This window comes from Kitasatospora sp. NPDC004289, from assembly GCF_053602875.1.
Genome location: NZ_JBSGEL010000068.1, coordinates 22988 through 40657, shown reverse-complemented (window position 1 = coordinate 40657; position 17670 = coordinate 22988). Strand labels below are relative to the sequence as shown.

Genomic DNA, 17670 nt, shown 5'->3' with positions numbered 1-17670 from the left:
AGGACCCCGGCGGGCGGCCGCCCGGGCTCCTGCACAACCTCTGCGTGCGTCCCGGCCGCCAGGGCGCGGGCCTGGGCGGTGCCCTGGTCGCGGCCGTCCTCGCCGAGGCCCGCCGGCTGGGACTGCACACCGTCTGCACCGCCACCACCGGCTCCGGCCTGCTGTTCGAACGCCACGGCTTCACCGAAGTCCCGCCCGCGCTCGCCCCGCCCGCCTGGACCGCCACCCTGGACCCGGCCCGGGGCTCGCGCACCTACCTGCACCTCCCGGGCTGACGGAGCCGACGGTGTGCGGGGGATGACATCCGTCATCTCCCGCACGTGCGTCGTCCCACTGTCCGTCAACTCCCCTGCGGCCCTACGGTGAAGCCATGACGAACACGGGGAAGCAGGACGACGGCAGCACCGACGTCCGGATCAGCATCATCGGCGGCACCCGCCTCTCGGGCGACGAGGTCCACGCCCGCACCCTGGCCGCCTCCTTGATCGGCGGCGTCGACGTCGACCTCACCGAGGTCGACCTCCCGGAGACCGCCGAACTGCGCATCACCAAACTGAGCCTGATCGGCGGCGTCCGCCTCCGGGTCCGCCCCGACGTCAACGTCAAGGTCACCGGCCTGCGCCTCGGCGGCGTCAGCGACGACGGCCCGGACCGCCTCGGCGGCCCCACCATCCACGTCAACGCCTGGGGGCTGGTCGGCGGCGTCAGCGTGGACCGGGGCTGACCGCCCGTCAGCCGGGGTGCCCCGCCCGGGCCGCGGGAACTCGCTGGTCGGCGCCCCGCAGGCCTGGGAGCATGCCCTCATGAACGACACCCGTGCGCCCATCGTCCTCGGCATCGACGACCTGCGGCCGCTCCCCTGGGTCACCCGGATCGCCCGCACCAGTGCCGAGGGCGTCCGGCTCCTGGAGGAGCACCGCGAGGTGTACGTCGACGAGCTCTGGCTCGACCACGACCTGGGCGGCGAGGACAGCATCATGCCGGTGGTGACGCTCCTCGAGGAGGCCGCCTTCCACGGCCGCCCCTTCCGGATCGGCACGGTCTACGTCCACAGCGCCAACCCGATCGGCGCCCAGACCGTGGTCAGCTCCCTCCGGCGCTGGAACTACCAGGTCCGCCGTACCAGCGCCTGAGAAAACGCGAGGGCGTCCGGCGGACGTCCGCGCTAGCGTACGGGCATGGCACTGACCCGGCTCCTGCTCGCCTCCGGACGCACCGTGGAACTCCTCGACGTCACGCTCTCCTCGACCTACGGCCACTTCCTGGAGGGCTACCCCTGCGGGCCCGTCAACGACATGAAGCTGGCGGGCCTGCGCCGCCAGGCCGTCGCGGGCGGGCGCCCCGGCCACCTGGTCGAGCCGCCGCGCGAGCTCACGGGCGATCCGGGCACGGCCTTCGGACCGGTGGAGCTGCTGCCCGAGGTCATCTGCGTCGGCCACTTCACCTCCGAGCCGGTCGACCCGGAGCTGCCCCGGTACCTGCACCGGTCGGAGCTGACCGTGATCTGGTTCCAGCCGACCCCTGACCTCCCGTCAGGAACCGTCGCGGTGGAGGGCCTGCTGGACCTCCCGTGGGACGAACTCGCCCGGGACGAGGAGCTCTAGCGGTCCCGGGACCGGACCGGGACGACGGCCTCATGTGCGGTGCTTATCTCGCTCCTACCTTGGAGGAGGCAGTCGGGGGACGGGCGCAAGGCCTCCCCCGACTACCGGTCAAGGAAGCACGCGCGACGAGACGTTGTGAGGCACAGATGACCAGACTCCGGATCGGCCTCGGCATCGCGGCCGGAATGAGCACCCTCTCGCTGGCCCTGGTGGGCGGCACCACCAGTGCGGAGGCGGCGGCCGCGGCCCCGGGTCCCCCGGTCGTGGGCAGTTCGTCCCCGTCGACCCTGGCCGCCACCCAGTACCGCACCACGGCCCTGACCAACGGGTACAGCAACCGCTGCCTCGACGCCGACCTCAACAGCATCGGCGGCAACGGGACCAAGGTGCAGCTCTGGGACTGCAGCGGCCAGGCCCAGCAGACCTGGATCTGGACCCCGGTCGCCGGCCAGCCGGTCGGCTACTACTGGATCCAGACCGAGTACAACCACCGCTGCCTGGACGCCGACCTCAACACCATCGGGGGCAACGGCACCAGGATCCAGCTCTGGGACTGCAACGGCTGGGACAACCAGATCTGGATCTGGGACGGCCACGCCCTGCAGACCAAGAAGAACGCCCGCGTCCTCGACGCGGACCTCAACACCATCCGCTACAACGGCACCTACGTCCAGCTCTGGGACCGCAACGGCGGCTCCCAGCAGACCTGGGTCTGGCACTGACGGAAGGTCACCCCACCACGGCGGCGGCCCCCTCCCCGGGGGGCCGCCGCCTGCCGCGTCCGGCTCACCTGACCAGCTTGCGCCCCGACTGCTGGGCCAGCTGGTCGGCGGCCTTGCGCAGCACCTCCGCCGGGTCGGCGCCCTTGAGCAGGACCTTGGTCTGCGCGTCCGTCACCACCTTGAGGGCGCGGGCGTAGTCGGAGGTGTAGTTGAAGGCCGGTGAGGGCGCCTTGAGCGCCTCCAGGAAGACCTCGCCCTTGCGCTGCTCGCGGAAGAAGGGCGAGGTGGTGTGGAAGACCGGGTCCTCGTAGGCCTTGAGCAGGGCGGGGGCGATGCCCTTGCCCCGGTAGATGGCGACCTGGGACTCCGGCCGGGTCAGCACGTACTCGATGAAGGTCCACGCGGCGGCCTGCTGGGTGCTGCTGCCGTTGATCGCCAGGTGGGTGGAGTTGACGGTGGCGGCGGTGGAGCCGCCGCGCCGCATCGCCGGGGGCAGCCGGACCGCCCACTTGCCCGCCTCCTCCGGGACGGTCTCCTCGATCACGCCGCCGAACCAGGTGGGCCAGGGCAGCACCGCGGCGGTGCCCTGCTTGATCGAGCTGATCAGTGCCGTCCAGCCGCCGGCCAGGTCGGAGACCAGCCCGGCGTCGTTCATCCGCTTGATGACGGTCATGGCCTTGACCGCCTCGGGCGAGTCCAGCGTGATGGCGCCCTCCAGGTTGAAGTAGAAGGCGCCCTGGAGCTGGAGCAGCAGCTGGAAGAAGTTGGCGGCGTCGGCCTGCGAGGCGGGCTTGTCGATGCCCAGCAGGTACTTGCCGGTCCTGGCCTTGATCTTCTTGCCGGCCTCGATCGCGTCGTCCCAGGTGTCCAGCGCGCCCGGGTCCACCCCGGCCTGCTCGAACACGTCGGCCCGGTACCAGAACCCGCCCGAATTCGCTTCCCAGGGAAGGGCGTTGACGCGGCCCTGGGGGGCGACGGTGGCCCACAGGCCCTGGGCGAAGGAATCCTTGTGGCGGGAGGCCCCGAGCGGGCCCAGGTCGGCGAGGCCGATCGGGAACTTCTCCACGTAGCCCGGCAGGTAGTCCACGCCGATGTGCAGGACGTCGGCCAGACCGGCGCCGCCGGCGGCCATGCCGGTGTTGATCTTCTCCCAGATCGCCGGGTTCCCGATGTCCTGGACGGTGACCTTGATGTCGGGGAACACCGCGTTGAACGCCGGAACCAGCGCCTTGAGCTGCGCGGCGGGGCCCTGCCAGCTCCAGACCGAGATGTCGCCCTTGGTGGCCGAGCCGGGATCGTCCGCACCCGCCCGGGGCTTCGGGGCGCCGGTACTCGCGCACGCCGCGACTCCTGACAGGCCCAGGCCCACGGCGAGCGTCCCTGCGGCTTGCAGCACTCCGCGACGGCTTATGTCCATGTCAGAACCCCTTGACCACTTGCTCGGAGCCGGCTCCGTTGCCGACGGGGCAGGAGGCTAGCAACCTTGCAAAGTTGCTTGCAAGGTATTCATGGAAGCTTTCTGACGTATATGGCATCGCAATCTTGCAAGACTAGGGAAAGTCCTACCCGGACTGCTAGCGTCCGCCCGTCGCCTTCCGTCCCCCCTCAGACCGGAGCCCCCCGATGCGCCCCGCCCGGCCCCCGCGCCCGACCGTCCTCGTGGCCCTCTCCCTGCTCGCCGGCCTCGCGCCGCTCACCGCCGCCGCCCCCACCGCGGCCGCGGCCACCGCGCCGCCGCCCGCCCTCGCCAACCCCGGCTTCGAACAGGGCGCCACCGCCTGGAACTTCACCGCCGGCACCGGCACCGCCACCAACAACCCCCGCACCGGGGCCCGGCTCGCCTACCTGGACGCGGGCGCCGGCAAGAGGATCTGGCAGACCGTCACCCCCACCACGGCCGGCACCTACGACGTCACCGCCTGGATCGCCACCGGCGGCGCGGGCGGCAGCTTCACCGTCCGGGTCAACGGAGCCACCGCCGGCACCGTCGCCCTGCCGGCCGCCTCCTCCTACACCCGGCACACCGTGCCCCGGGTCACCGTGAAGGCCGGCGACAGCGTGGAGATCGCCTTCGAGTCCGGCACCGCCTGGATCAACGTCGACGACGTCGCCGTCTTCCGCAGCGCACCGATCGCCGTGACCAACCCCGGCTTCGAACTCGGCACCACCGCCTGGAACTTCACACCCGGCACCGGCACCGCCACCAACAACCCGCACTTCGGCGGCCGGCTCGCCTACCTGGACGGGGGTGCGGGCAAGAAGGTCTGGCAGACCGTCACCCCGATCGCCGACGGCAGCTTCGACGTCACCGCCTGGATCGCCACCGGCGGCACCGGCGCCGCCTTCACCGTCCGGGTCAACGGCGCCACCGCCGGGACGGTCCCCCTGCCCAGCCGCTCCAGCTACGCCCGCTACACCGTCAGCCGGGTGCCGGTGAAGGCCGGCGACAGCGTGGAGATCGCCTTCGAGTCGGGCTCCGCCTGGGTCAACGTCGACGACCTGATGCTCTCCCCCGCCGCTCCGGCCGACCCGGTGGTCACCTCCTCCGACCCCAAGGCGGCCGCCCTCTTCGACTGGGCCAAGCGCAAGGCCAACAGCTGGGTCCAGGTCCCCGGCACCGCCGGCCCGCTCAACGTGGACGAGGGCCACCCCTCCGGCTCGGGCAGCGCCACCTACCAGGCCTCCTACTGGGCCGGCTACGCCCACCGCAGCGCGTACTACTCCCGGGACATGGCCCACCAGGTCGCCGGCGCCTCGGTGCTGGGCCTCAACGAGGAGAACCTCACCATGCTCCGCGCCTTCGCCGCCTCGGCGACCCCGGAGCACAAGTACTACCCCGTCTGGGCGCTCAACTTCGACAACCGGACCTACCTCTCGATCGACTACGCCGGCCCGGACTCCTTCGTCCGCGAGGTCCCGGCCGCCTTCGAGCTGGTCGAGAAGGCCGACGAGGCCTACCGCTGGAGCGGCGACCGCTCCTACCTCGACGACTCCGCCCTGTGGGACTACTACCGGCACGCCACCAAGGAGTTCGTCGAGCTGCACGACTCCGCCAAGCCGAACGGCGTCGCCGAGGGCACCGGCAACGGCATCTTCTCCGGCTCCGCCAGCTACGAGGAGCTCGGCGACGACCACTTCGCCGAGGCCGGCGACTCCATCGGATCCCAGTACCAGGCCTTCCTGGCGATGGCCGCGCTGGCCGCCGACAAGGGCGACTCCGCGCTCTCCGCCCAGTACACCCAGAAGGCCGCTGACCTGAAGTCCTACTTCAACTCCACCTGGAGCGGCTCGGGTTCGGGTGCGGCGATGGTCCGCGGCTACTCCACCGCCGGCTCCTCGTCGACCGGCTGGGGCAAGGAGAACAGCTGGTTCATGCCGATGAAGCGGATCACCGCACCGGGCGCCCGCAACGACGCCTACCTCGACTACATCGACCAGCAGGCGAGCGGGAGCGGCAAGCCCGCCAACATCGAGGCGATCACCTACCTGCCCGACACCTACTTCACCTACAACCGCAACGACACCGCGTGGAAGTGGATGCAGTACGTCTACGACCGCCGCGACGACAAGCACCCCGTCGCCCAGCAGGGCAACAACGGCGACTACCCCGAGGTCTCCTTCACCCTGGTCAGCCAGACCGTCGAGGGCCTGATGGGCGTCCAGCCCAACGCCCCGGCCCGCTCCCTGGCCACCGCCTCCCACCTGCCCACCGGCATGGGCTGGCTGCAGGTCTCCGACCTGCGCCTGGGTGCCAACTCCCTGACCCTGCGCCACGACGGCGCCACCAGGTCCACCCTCACCAACACCACCGGCCCCGACACCTACACCTGGGAGGCCCGCTTCCCCGGCACCGTCTCCGCCATCACGGTGAACGGCACCGCCCGGCCCGTCTCCACCAGGACCGTCGACGGCACCACCTACAGCTACACCACCGTCTCCGTCGCCCCCGGCGCCACCGCGACCGCCCAGGCCTCCTGAGAACGGCCGAGAGGCCGGTGACCCCCGACGAACGGAGGGGCGTCACCGGCCTCTCGTGACGACGGACCGACCCTCAACGGCCGCCGCCACCACGCTGTTGGCTTGACCCCGACCAGCCGACACGCCCATGTGACGACCGGGTGCGGCGGGGTCGCCGACAGCAATCGAACGCTATCAAACTCAAATCACCAGAATCAAACACCGGATGCGGGGCGGTCAGACCCGTCCGCGCTCGTAGGCGGCCTGGGCCCAGGTGCAGAGGTCGGCCAGGTCCGTGCTGAGCTGCCCCCAGGTCTTCCGGCTCGCCCGCAGGGTGCGGATCTCGAACGGGATCATCATGGCCTCCTCCTCCTCGTGCGGCGACACCTCGCGCATCCCGCCGAAGACCCGCTCCTGGGAGATCGAGACGCGGCCGTTGAAGGCGGCCTGGGCGTAGGCCACCAGGGAGACCGGGGCGTTGGCGACGATCGCCCGGGTGGCCCGGTCGCGGAACGCCAGCTTCGGCCCCTCGTACGGGTCCTCCTGGTACTCGGACACCTTCGTGATCAGATCCTGCACCCGCTGCCGCAGGAAGCTCTGGGCCTCGGCCGAGAGCTGGGCGAACACCTCGGCGAGGACGGCACGGCTCAGCAGCACGGTGCCGTTCTTGATCTGGCCCTCGTCCTCGTCCGGGGCCACGTAGTCCGCGAAGGCCGCGATCTGGGTGAAGGCGAACTGGAGGTAGCCGTCCAGCTCCCGGCGCTCCCGGGCCCGGCCGTCGCCGGCCCCGCGCTGCCGGAAGTCCTCCATCGCCGAGGCGGCGAAGGCCTTGGCCTGCACCAGCCGGTGCCGCGCCTGCGGCAGCAGCATCTCGTCGTCCACCACCGGCGCCGCCTCCCGCAACCGGTCCAGGAAGTACGGCATCCCGCCCAGCGGCACGCCCACCGAGTAGTGCGGGTACAGGCCGTCCCCGTTGCCCTCGGTCCCGGCCTCCTCCTCGTAGCCGTTGCCCGGGGTCAGCAACAGGGCCTTCCCGGCCGTGGTGTAGTTCAGCCAGGTGGCGGCCGCCGCGTCCAACGGGGCGGTGCCCTCCTCGGTCTCGGCGGCCTCCTCCGCCACCTCGTACAGCGCGTCCCGCACCTGGCGGATCTGGCCCAGGGTGTTCTCCACCAGCACCGGCCCGACCAGCCGTGCATCCCCGACCACGCGCCAGGGCTTGGTCACGAACTCGAGGTTGGAGTACGCCTGTTGGGTGGGCAGCGAGCGGTAGTCGGAGACCAGCGTGTAGATCGGGACGTCCCCCCGCCCGTACCCGTGCACGGTCCTGCTGGCGGCCAGCAGGGTGTCCCCGGCGATCGGGTCCCCCGCCTGGTCCGCGACGGGAAGACAGATCTCGATCTCGAACCCGATCACCCGGTACTCCTCCACTCGTGGTGCCCCGCCCCGACGGCCGGACAGGCACAGGATCTTCACGGACCGGACTACACATCCGATAAACGACGTTCCGTCAGATCAGCTGTCACACAGGCGAGTTGAGCCCGCCGGCCACGGACCGGGCGGCCTCTGAACACCCCTCCACCACACGGACCGGTGCGCCCGTAAGGGAACCCGCACGCCGCCCACGGCACATCCATGGAGCTGATGGACCGTCACACCGTCATCCCTGCGGATGCCTGCGATCCCCCGGCCCGTCATGTGGCGGCCACCCGGGCAGGCTAACTTCCCCCGCTGAAGACCTGACCGGTGGACGACGGAGGAGCACCATGAGCAGCGACGAGCCGGTCCGGGCCGAGAGACTCCAGGCCGCCCGACGCGTGAGCGTGTCGGCGGCTCCCGCTCAGGGCGGCGGTGACGCCGGGCAGGGGTTCCAGGTCAAGCCGGAGCAGTACCAGGCGGCGGTGTCGCCGCTGCTCGCCGCGGCTGAGCAGGTCCGTGCGCTGTCGGCCTCGTTGGAGGCCTTCCTGCCCTCGGCGGAAGCCACCAACCCTTGGGGCAACGACGACTCGGGGAAGAAGTTCGCCGAGGGCGACAAGGGCTACCTCAAGTTCAGCAAGGACACCCTGGAGGTGGTCAGGAGCCTGCCCGAGGCGCTGAAGGGCATCGCCGAGGGCATGAAGGCCATGGCCGAGGGCTACGACAACGCGGAGCAGTCGATCATCTCCACGCTGGAGGACCTCGACGCCACCGAGATCGCGATACCCCAGGCGCCGGCCGTGCCGGCCGCCCGGGTGGACAACCTCACGCACATCCCGGTGACCCCGCGGATCTCGCAGAGCGGAAGGCACTGACCCGATGGCCGTCGAACTCCCCGAACCCCTCCAGTGGGTGCTCCTACTGCTGGCCGGCTGCCGCTGGCCGGAGGCGGACGAGGACCTGCTCCGCGACATGGCCGAACGCTGCCGCCAGGCCGCCTCGGACCTGACGGACGCCACGGAGAGTTCGGACGCCGCGATCAAACGCGCGCTCGACGGCCAGCAGGGCCGCGCCTCGGAGGCGCTGGCCGCCTACTGGGCGAAGTACGCCACCGGAAAGGGCACCCCGGAGGAGCCCGGCTTCCTCCCCGGCGCGGTCAACTCGCTCAACGGCATGGGCGACATGCTGGAGGCGACGGCCAACGCGGCGGAGACCGCGAAGATCCAGATCATCGCCCAACTCGGCATCCTGGCCTTCGAGATCGCCACCGCCGAGGCCGAGGCTCCGTTCACCGCGGGCGCCTCGCTGCTCCAGGTGCCGGTGATGGTCGGGGTCAGCCGGACGGTGGTCACCACCATCCTCAAGACCCTGCTCAAGGAAATGATCGAGATGGCGGCCAAGCAGGCCGCCCAGATGGCCGCCATCAACCTGCTCGCCCAGGGCATCCAGGTCGCCGAGGGCCACCGCAAGAGCATCGACATGAAGGAGCTCGGCCAGAACGCCCTCGGCGGCGCGGTCGGCGGCGCCTCCGCCCACCTCATCGGCAAGGGCATCGGCGGAGCGGGCGCCAAGCTCGGCGCCGAACGCGCGCTGAACTCCACGGTCGGCAAGGTGGCCACCGGCGCGGCGGTCGGCGTCGGGGCGGACGTCTCCACCCAACTGATCACCACCGGCAAGGTGGACAGCGAGTCCCTGCTCGGCTCCGGCCTCTCCGGCGGCGCGGGCGCGGGCCTGCACGCCGGCTCCTCCGCCATCAAGGGCCACCTCAACGCCCCCAAGGCCGGCGACCTGCCGCACGTCGACACCTCGGGCACCCGCTCGCTCGACGGCGGGGACGGCCAGCCGACCTTCTCCAAGCCCACGCCCCGTTCCGTGGAGGGCAGTTACCACGGCCCGTCGGGCGAAGGCAGCGGCAGCAGCGGTGGCGGCGGCGGTTCGACCAGCCGCTCGCTGGACGGCGGTTCGACCTCCGGCACGGGTACGCACGGCACGACCGAGGGCCGCCCCAGCAGCCCGGGCGAGTCCCGGGTGAACGGGCTGACGCCGTTCGGTTCGAGCCGCTCCCTGAGTGAACCCTCGTCACCGACGTTCTCCCGTACGGAGGTCGGCCAGCACACGCCCACCGAGCACGCGGCGACCGCGACGACCCGCTCCCTCGACTCCACCGCCCAGCGCTCGGTGCCCGCCGAGCCCACCCAGATGCACGCGGCGGTCCCGCGCCAGGAGTCGGTGGCCGCCCGCTCGGACTCCCCCGTCATGACCCCGCGCGAGCAGGTCCAGGCACACGAGCCGACCCTCCAGCGCAGCCACTCGGAACCGACCCTCCGCCAGGACCAGCCCGTCACGGCCCGCGAACCGCAGCTCACCCGCACCGACAGCACTCCGGTCACCTCCCACGAGCCGACCCTCCAGCGCAGCCCCGTCGAACCGACGGTCCGCCAGGAACCCCTGCTCACCCGCACCGACAGCACCCCCGTCACACCCCACGAACCCACCGTCCAGCGCAGCCCCGTCGAACCGACGGTCCGCCAGGAACCGCAGCTCACCCGCACGGACAGCACCCCCGTCACACCCCACGAGCCGGCCGTCCGCCAAGAGCCCCTGCTCACGCGCACCGACAGCACCCCGGTGACACCCCCGGAGCCGGCCCTCCAGCGCAGCCACTCGGAGCCAACGCTCCGTCAGGAGCAGCCCACCGTCCACGAGCCGCTGCTCGCCCGCACCGACAGCGCCCCCGTGACGGCCCACGAGCCGACCCTCCAGCGCAGCCCCGTCGAACCGACGGTCACGCACGACCCGAGCCCCCGCCCGTCCACTCAGGAGAGCGCGCCCCCGCCGGTCCACCAGCCCGTCCAGGAACGCGGCAGCACCGAGACGACCGTGCAGCGGCAGGAACCGCCGGCCGAGTCGACCGTCTCCCGGCCCGCCACGCCCGTCCACGAGCAGCCGGCCCCCGCGCCCGCTCCCGTCGCGCACTCGGCCACCCCCGTGCGCGAGTCCGTGACCGAGTCCTCCAACCTGCCGCCGCAGCAGCCCTTGGGCACCACCTCGGTCCCCAACCTCGCCGGGGCACTCGGCGGCACCGGCGGTCACACCACCCTCGACGGCGGCACCCGGATCTCCGGCGGCCAGTCCCCGACCAGGAACGAACCGGAGCCGGTGGTGACCGGCCGGGTCTCCCCCGAGCCCTCCGCCACGCCCCAGACCCCGGCCGCCACTCCCCCGGTCCCCAACGGCTTCGTCACCGGCCCGGTCGGCGGTCACGGCACCGGAACGACCGGCAACCACGGCAGCAGCACCACCCGCCCCGCCGAGCCGGCGCCGACCCCCTCCCGGCCGACCACCCCCACGGCCACCCCCACCACCACGCCCTCCGGCGGCGGCTCCCTCAAGCCGGGCCCCGAGCGCACCCCGCGCCGCCCCGCGCCGACGGACGATCAGGTGTACGACGGCTTCCGGGAGTTCATGGGCCGAGTGGACTCCGAGGCCCCGGCGCCGACCCACACCCCGCCGTCCCCGGAGCACCAGCAGCCGCCGAAGGCCGCCGAGGAAGCCCCGACGACCACCACCTCGACCACCACCGCTCCCGAGACCACCCACGTCCCGCCGGCCTCCCACCCCGCCACGTCCGACGCCACCTTCCCGCCGCCCGGCCCCCGGGTCCCGGTGACCGGCGACGGCCTCTGCCTGCTCAATTCGCTCGCCGTGAGCGCACCCGGGCTGCCGGGCACCCACGGCACCGGTGCGGTGAGCCCGTCGCGGCGGCTGCAGACGGCGGTGGACCGGCACTTCACCGACCTGCCCCGGGAGCAGTGGCCCCCGGAGGTGGTCGCCAACTACCGCAACCACCAGCTCGGTCGCCCGGACCTGACCGCGAACGACCTGCTCGCGTACCTCCCGCGCGACGTCCGGGACGGCTACGTCGGCATGCCGCTCGACGACCTGCGGGGCATCGTCGGTGACCACCTCGCCCACAACACCCCACCTCCGACCCCCAAGGAGCGGGACGCGCTGCTGCAGACGGTCCGCGACTGGCGCAACCGCTGGCTGACCACCGAGGGCGAGATGCTCCCGGCCGCCGCGGCCCACGCGCTGAACCTGCGCATGCGGGTCCTCGACCACGACGGCATCCCGCTGGCGATCTTCGGTCCGCCGGACGGGCAGCAGGTGACGGTGTATCACCGGGGCAACCACTACGACGGCAGCGAGCCGGCGCCGGTCCACGCACCGGCCGTCACGCCGACCCCGAACCCCACCCCGGAGGTCAAGACCCCCGAGGTCAAGACCGAGGACCCCGCCTCCGCGGTGAAGGAACCCGAGGTCAAGGACCCCGCGACCAAGGAGCCGGAGGTCAAGGAGCCGGAGGTCAAGGACCCCGAAGCCAAGGACCCCGAGGTCAAGCCCGAGGAGCCCGGCGAGAAGCCGGCCACGCCCCCCGAGGCCGAGCCGAAGACCCCCGCCGCGGAGACCACCGCCCCCCGCCCGATCGCGGGCAACGACCTCGTCGTCGGCCTCACCGGGAACGAGGCGGCCGTCCGCCAGAAGGTGATCGACGTGCTCTCCGGGGTCGTCCCGGGTGACCGGGCGGCCGCCCGGGCGTTCGCCGACGCGCACTTCGGTCCGGCCACCCTCCGCCCGATGCTCAGCGCGCTCTCCCGCGGCGAGACCTGGACGGTGCCGCTCGAAGGCAACGGCTGGAGCGGGAACATCAAGCTCCGCGGCGAGGTCACCGAGTCGACCCACCTGCGCACCGAGAAGATCGAGTTCGAGAACGGCGCCGACCGCACCGTCGCGCTCGGCGGCAGCCGGGACTCGCAGTGGCAGTTCAACATCGGGGCCCAGACCCGCCAGGCGGGCGCGGGCGCCGAGGGGGCGGAGCTGGCCTCGTACTTCCACGACCGCGGCCAGGGCGAGGTCAACCTCGACCTGGGCGGCATGGTGGCCCGGTCCAAGACCTCCGAGCCCGCCGACGTGTTCGAGACCAAGATGAAGCTGGAGCTGGACTTCGGCTCGCTGCGCCACGACCACCAGCCCGTCACCACCGACCCCACCGGCAGCCACACCGAGGCGGTCGACCTCAGCCTGAACGTCGCGGTGCCGCAGCGTCCTGACGGTGACTCGGTCGGCGATCCGCGCACGCCCCCGCAACGTCTGCTGGACGGCCGGGTCGGCGGTCAGGAGATCGTGCTCGACCTCTCGCCGCACGGCGGCGGCCCCACCGACAAGCAGCCCGTCGAGGCGCTGCTCGACCAGGTGGAGAAGGCCGCACAGCAGGAGTTCGGCAAGAACTGGCCCGCCATGCGCGAGAAGGTCCTCTCCGAGGTCGACTTCCCCCGGCTCCAGCGGGACCTGAAGAGCATGACGGCCGGCGAGCCCAGCACGGTCACGCTCAAGGACCGGCACGGCAGGACCATCGGCTCGGTGGAGATCAGCGCCAAGGTCGGCGACCTGCGCCAGACCGGGACCACCAAGGAGACCGAGTTCAACATCGGCACCTCCGTCCAGCAGGTGCGCAGCACCGCGAGCAACCAGGGAAACGCGGGCCAGTTCGGACTGGCCGGCGCGCTGCGGCCGGGCCCCGCCGTGTTCAGCGGCGGCGGCGCGGGGCGGCTCGGGCGGGACCACGTCGAGATCTCGGGCGACAGCCGGACCTCCCAGCTGACCAGCAAGTCCAAGGTGCCGGGCGTCCGTTACGAGGGCCCAGTGCAGTTCGAGATGACCTTCAACGGCAAGCCCGAGACGCACGCGGCGGGCACGGCGGACGTCAAGCTGCTGGTCGACCGCGCCGACACCACCGTCCCCAGGACCGAGGACACCACCCCGGCCCCCAAGACCGACGAGACGACTCCCTCCGCTCCCAAGAGCGACGAGACCACCCCCGCCACTCCCAAGGCCGACGAGACCACCCCCGCGCCGAAGGCCGACGAGACCACCCCGCCTCCCACCCACGAGGTCACCAGCCCGCCCGACTCGGTCTGGCGCGGTGGCAACGACCGGGGCGGCCTCGGCGAGACCGTCGTGGTCCGTGACCTGGAGAGCACCGCCGCGCTCCGCAAGGCGGTCGACGCCCAGGGCCGGGAGCGGTTCGGCAAGGACTGGGACTCCGTCAGGGAGCAGGTCCTGCAGGGGTTCAGCCAGCCCAACCTGGCGGCCAAGCTCACCGGCATGACCCGGGGCGAGCCCCTGGAGATCAAGATCCCGGGCAAGGAGAACCTGGTCGTCACCGCGACCGCCCGGGTGGACTCGATGACGTACCGCCGCGAGGACGGCAAGGCCGAGCTCAACACCGTGAACGAGACCGGCAGTTTCCACGTCGACCGCAACCTGCTCTCCCGCACCGCCCTGGTCAACGGCCAGTTCGGCGGTACGGTCGCCCGCCCCACGCCCGGCGCGCCGGGCGCCGACCTGATCGGCGGCGTCAACGGCCAGCAGCGCGACCGGGCCGGCGCGCAGGGCCGGCAGGCCGACCGGGTGTACGCCAACGGCAAGTACTCGGCGCCGCAGGTGATCTACGGTGCCGGGCTGACGGTCGACGTGCACTTCGGCCCGCCCGGTGACAAGGGCGGCAGCGGCAGGTCCGACACCTCGGCCCCGCTCAAGGTGGAGGTGGGCCTGGACTCCCGGGACACCGTCAAGGTCCAGGCACCGCGCACCGAGGACGGCACCGTCGACTTCAAGCGCCCGGCCGAGCCCGCCCCGGGGAGCAAGCCGCCCGCCGAAGCGCCCAAGCCCGCCCCGCCGGAGGCGACCCACGTCGCGCCCCGCCGGATGCGCGAGCAGCACGAGCTGAACGCCTCCTACGTGGTGCACAGCCTGAACGGCGCCGACAAGGTGCGCAGTTCGGTGGAGGACGCGGTCCGGAACAAGTACGGCGAGCCCTCGCAGGAGGTGAAGCAGAAGCTCGATGCCTCCCTCGACCGGGTCGCGCTCAAGACCAAGCTCTCCCAGCTCACCCGTGGCGGGCAGATCACCGAGACGATCTCCGGGACCACCTGGAAGGCCGAAGTCACCGTCACCGCACGGCTGCAGGACTCGACCTACCACTCCAAGGCGGACAAGTACGAGTTCGAGTCGGGCAGCCGCTCCTCGCGCGGGCAGGGCAACCTGCGGGACGGGCGCGAGCGTTTCGACGGCGGCGGGCTGCTCCGGATGCGGGCCCCGATCGTGGACGCCACCGGCGGCTACACCTACCGGATGGACCGCACCTACGGCCACGGCTCGGAGACCGTCGGCTCGGCCTCCAACCGCGGCAAGCACGTGGAGCCGGCCGTCTTCTTCGACGTCAACACCGCCTACGACGTCAAGGTGGAGTTCACCCGGCTCGGGGTGAACGACGGCACGCACGTCGAACAGGTCGACACGGTGGCCCGGGTGGCCGTCCCGACCCGCGACGCCGACCCGGTCTCGGGCCCGGTCGACCGGCCCACCACCACCCAGCCCAAGGGGTTCGTGGAGGGGCGCCGCCTCGACTCCTCCGCGATCGTCACCGACGTCCACGCCCTGCCCGACCCGACCCCGCCCAAGCCGGACGGCGCCACCCCACCCCCTCGGCAGACGCTCGGCGAGTCGCTCCTCAGCCAGGTGGAGTCCGGCTGGAAGCCCAACTCCCTGCTCCCCAGCTTCGGACGGTCCGACGGGAAGCCGAAGTTGGAGAGCAACCCGTTCGGCAGCGACTGGCCGGGCCTGCGCAGCAAGCTGGACGCCGAGCTCACCCCCGACAAGCTCCAGGCCCGGCTCAAGGGCATGACGGCCGGGGACGAGATCGTGGTGCACCACGGCCGCACCACCGTCCGGGTCGGCGCCGTGCTCCGCGACCGGATGGAGCACCTGGGCGACTCCGGCACCACCGAGTTCAACACCGGCACCGACGTCCAGCGCTCCTTCGCGGACACCAAGGGCACCGCGCACGGCCACCAGGGCCTGCTCGGCGTGACGGCCGCCGTTCCGATCCCGAACACGCCCGTCTCGGTGACGGCCGGTCTGACCGGTACCGGCGGGCGCGGCCAGGAGCACGCGGAGACCGGCAACACCAGCACCTCGGCGGGTTCGGCCACCAAGGCCAAGCTGCCCGGCAGCGCCTTCCGGGGTGAGGCGGAGCTCCAGTTCACCATGACCAGGCGGCCGTTGGTCGGCCCCTCGGTGCACCAGCAGCGCACCGCGGCGATCGGCTTCGAGACCATCGTGGAGACGGGCGAGACCGTGCCGGTCCCCAAGCCCGCCACCGAGGACGCGACGACCGCGCCCGCGGAGCCGCCCCGGACGCTGTCGCCCGACGCGCCCGCGACCACCGAGGTCCGCGTCCCGCCGGAGCGGGTCTGGGAGGGCGGCCTGAAGGACAGCGACGTGCTGCGCTTCCTCGGCGACGTCGGCGGCGTGCAGGACCTGGCGCGGCTGCGCGGCCCGGAGTTCTTCGGCAGGAAGACCTGGGACGAGATGGCGCCTCTGGTCAGCGGGGCGACCTCGCACAGCCAGCTGTCCGCCCTCTTCACCACCGCGACCCAGGGCACCGAGGTCTCGGCCACCGTCCCCACCAAGCGGATCACCCTCGGTGGCGGCAAGGGGCTGGAGGTCGGCATGAAGATCGTCTCCCTCGAGCACCTGAACACCGAGAAGGCCTCGGAGTCCAGCCCGTCCAACTCCGTCTCCTCGGGCACCGTCCACTCCGACCCGTCGGCGAAGAACGCCGGCGCCCAGGGACTGGTCGGCGCACGGATCACCGGCGACGTCACCCACAACCCGGCCCTGACCGGCGGCGCCCAGCGGTTCTGGCGCGAGGGCGGCACCCACGGCGACTCCGGCCAGGTGATCTCCAACGCCAAGTACCCCGTCCCGATGGCCCGTTACCAGGGCCACGCCGAGGTCGAGCTGACCCTCTTCGACGGCAAGCAGAACCCGGTCAAGGAGACCGGCATCATCCCCTTCACCGTCGACATCCCACTCGCCGACACCACCAAGGCCGACCTGCCCTCCGACTCCTACCTGGCCTTCACCCCGGAGCACCACGGCGGCGAGCTCCGCTCCACCGAGGACTCCGGACGGCTCGACGATGTCCACCGCACGCTGTCGGGAACCGACGCACCGTTCGACCACACCTCCGCCACGCCCGCCGAACGCGAGCAGCTCCTCGGCACCCTCCGGGTCGGCCAGGCCGCCTACGGCGGGGAGTTCAGCCCCGTCACCGAGGCGGGCACCGCCCACATCCGGGCCACCGACCGCCTGGTCGAGCTCTCCGGCGGCTCCTCCACCGCCACCTCCACCCTGCTCGGCGACCTGCTCGGCAAGCCCGCCGGCACCCCGCTGACCGGCGACGAGCTGCGCCAGGTGGTCGACTACGTGGAGCGGAAGTCCGCCCAGGGCCCCGTCACCCTGGACGACCTGGTCGCCGGGGCGAAGGACGGCTGGCCGGAGCACGAGCCCTACGACGTCCACCGCGCCACCTGGACCGACCACGGCCCGGCCAACGAACTGGTCACCGCCGCGATGGCGGAGGCCGCGGCAGCGGCCGCCCCCCTGCTCCAGTCGGACCTCCCACCGGTCGGCAAGCTCTACCTCACCGTCTCCGGCGAGGGCCCGAACCTGCCGCTGCGTCAGGAGCACGACCTCACCGGCGACCCCGCCCAGCAACTGCGCACCATCGAGGAGTCCACCTACCTCGGCCCGGGCAACCGCCCCACCGAGGTCGGCGTCCGCCTCGCCGCCGCCCCCGAGTCCGACCACCCCTGGGACTACCGCGTCACCGCCCGCCCCGAGGGCAGCCGCGAACTGACCATCCGCCACCACCGCACCCCCGAGGACCACCCCCAGGACGACCCCCTCCGCACCGCCACCACCTCCCACCTCGACGCGGCCGACACCTTCGTCACCTCCCGCACCACCCCGCCCCCGGACACCGCCTGACCGTGCACGTCACCGCCCGTGCCGGGCCCACCCGGCGCGGCCGGTGACGGCCCTGGTCCGACGGATGCCGTGCCGAG

Annotated in this window: 10 protein-coding genes; 8 read left to right on the top strand and 2 right to left on the bottom strand. The window is 72.3% G+C overall.

Going from position 1 to position 17670, the window contains the following annotated elements:
• The 5 genes from ACWEPF_RS32215 to ACWEPF_RS32195 form a co-directional block, all read left to right on the top strand.
• Positions 1 to 275 (top strand): GNAT family N-acetyltransferase (locus tag ACWEPF_RS32215; RefSeq protein ID WP_452175339.1); only part of this gene is annotated, 275 nt, incomplete at its 5' end.
• 95 nt (positions 276 to 370) lie between these two features.
• Entirely contained in the window at positions 371 to 724 is a 354-nt protein-coding gene (locus ACWEPF_RS32210) for a hypothetical protein (RefSeq protein WP_452175338.1), read from the top strand.
• A gap of 79 nt (positions 725 to 803) precedes the next feature.
• On the top strand, positions 804 to 1133 hold the full coding sequence (locus ACWEPF_RS32205; RefSeq protein ID WP_452175337.1) for a cyclic-phosphate processing receiver domain-containing protein: 330 nt from the start codon (positions 804 to 806) through the stop codon (positions 1131 to 1133).
• A 45-nt stretch (positions 1134 to 1178) separates the two neighbouring features.
• A complete protein-coding gene (locus tag ACWEPF_RS32200; RefSeq protein WP_452175336.1) occupies positions 1179 to 1604 on the top strand; it encodes a hypothetical protein in 426 nt (141 codons plus the stop codon).
• Positions 1605 to 1750: 146 nt separating this feature from the next.
• The gene (locus ACWEPF_RS32195) at positions 1751 to 2326 is read left to right on the top strand and encodes an RICIN domain-containing protein (RefSeq protein WP_452175335.1); all 576 of its coding nucleotides are present in this window, start codon (positions 1751 to 1753) and stop codon (positions 2324 to 2326) included.
• Between the two features lie 64 nt (positions 2327 to 2390).
• Here ACWEPF_RS32195 and ACWEPF_RS32190 read toward each other — a convergent pair whose 3' ends face one another.
• Positions 2391 to 3743, bottom strand: a complete 1353-nt coding sequence (locus ACWEPF_RS32190; protein WP_452175334.1) for an ABC transporter substrate-binding protein — start codon at positions 3741 to 3743, stop codon at positions 2391 to 2393.
• 206 nt (positions 3744 to 3949) lie between these two features.
• On the opposite strand from ACWEPF_RS32190, the gene ACWEPF_RS32185 reads away from it, so the two are divergent.
• Positions 3950 to 6304, top strand: coding sequence for a hypothetical protein (locus tag ACWEPF_RS32185; RefSeq protein ID WP_452175333.1), 2355 nt, complete (start codon positions 3950 to 3952; stop codon positions 6302 to 6304).
• A 216-nt stretch (positions 6305 to 6520) separates the two neighbouring features.
• Here the strand turns inward: ACWEPF_RS32185 and ACWEPF_RS32180 are convergent, their stop codons facing one another.
• Entirely contained in the window at positions 6521 to 7696 is a 1176-nt protein-coding gene (locus ACWEPF_RS32180) for a hypothetical protein (protein WP_452175332.1), read from the bottom strand.
• 350 nt (positions 7697 to 8046) lie between these two features.
• Here ACWEPF_RS32180 and ACWEPF_RS32175 point away from each other — a divergent pair, with 350 nt between their 5' ends.
• The gene (locus ACWEPF_RS32175) at positions 8047 to 8571 is read left to right on the top strand and encodes a hypothetical protein (protein ID WP_452175331.1); all 525 of its coding nucleotides are present in this window, start codon (positions 8047 to 8049) and stop codon (positions 8569 to 8571) included.
• Positions 8572 to 8575: 4 nt separating this feature from the next.
• Complete coding sequence (locus ACWEPF_RS32170; RefSeq protein ID WP_452175330.1) at positions 8576 to 17593, top strand: WXG100-like domain-containing protein; 9018 nt, start codon at positions 8576 to 8578, stop codon at positions 17591 to 17593.
• The last annotated feature ends 77 nt before the right edge of the window (positions 17594 to 17670 follow it).

Excerpts from the sequence above, each read along its gene's own strand:
- ACWEPF_RS32210 (WP_452175338.1), top strand. The coding sequence starts at position 371 with ATGACGAACACGGGGAAGCAGGACGACGGCAGCACCGACGTCCGGATC.
- ACWEPF_RS32205 (WP_452175337.1), top strand. The coding sequence starts at position 804 with ATGAACGACACCCGTGCGCCCATCGTCCTCGGCATCGACGACCTGCGG.
- ACWEPF_RS32200 (WP_452175336.1), top strand. The coding sequence starts at position 1,179 with ATGGCACTGACCCGGCTCCTGCTCGCCTCCGGACGCACCGTGGAACTC.
- ACWEPF_RS32195 (WP_452175335.1), top strand. The coding sequence starts at position 1,751 with ATGACCAGACTCCGGATCGGCCTCGGCATCGCGGCCGGAATGAGCACC.
- ACWEPF_RS32190 (WP_452175334.1), bottom strand. The coding sequence starts at position 3,743 with ATGGACATAAGCCGTCGCGGAGTGCTGCAAGCCGCAGGGACGCTCGCC.
- ACWEPF_RS32185 (WP_452175333.1), top strand. The coding sequence starts at position 3,950 with ATGCGCCCCGCCCGGCCCCCGCGCCCGACCGTCCTCGTGGCCCTCTCC.
- ACWEPF_RS32175 (WP_452175331.1), top strand. The coding sequence starts at position 8,047 with ATGAGCAGCGACGAGCCGGTCCGGGCCGAGAGACTCCAGGCCGCCCGA.
- ACWEPF_RS32170 (WP_452175330.1), top strand. The coding sequence starts at position 8,576 with ATGGCCGTCGAACTCCCCGAACCCCTCCAGTGGGTGCTCCTACTGCTG.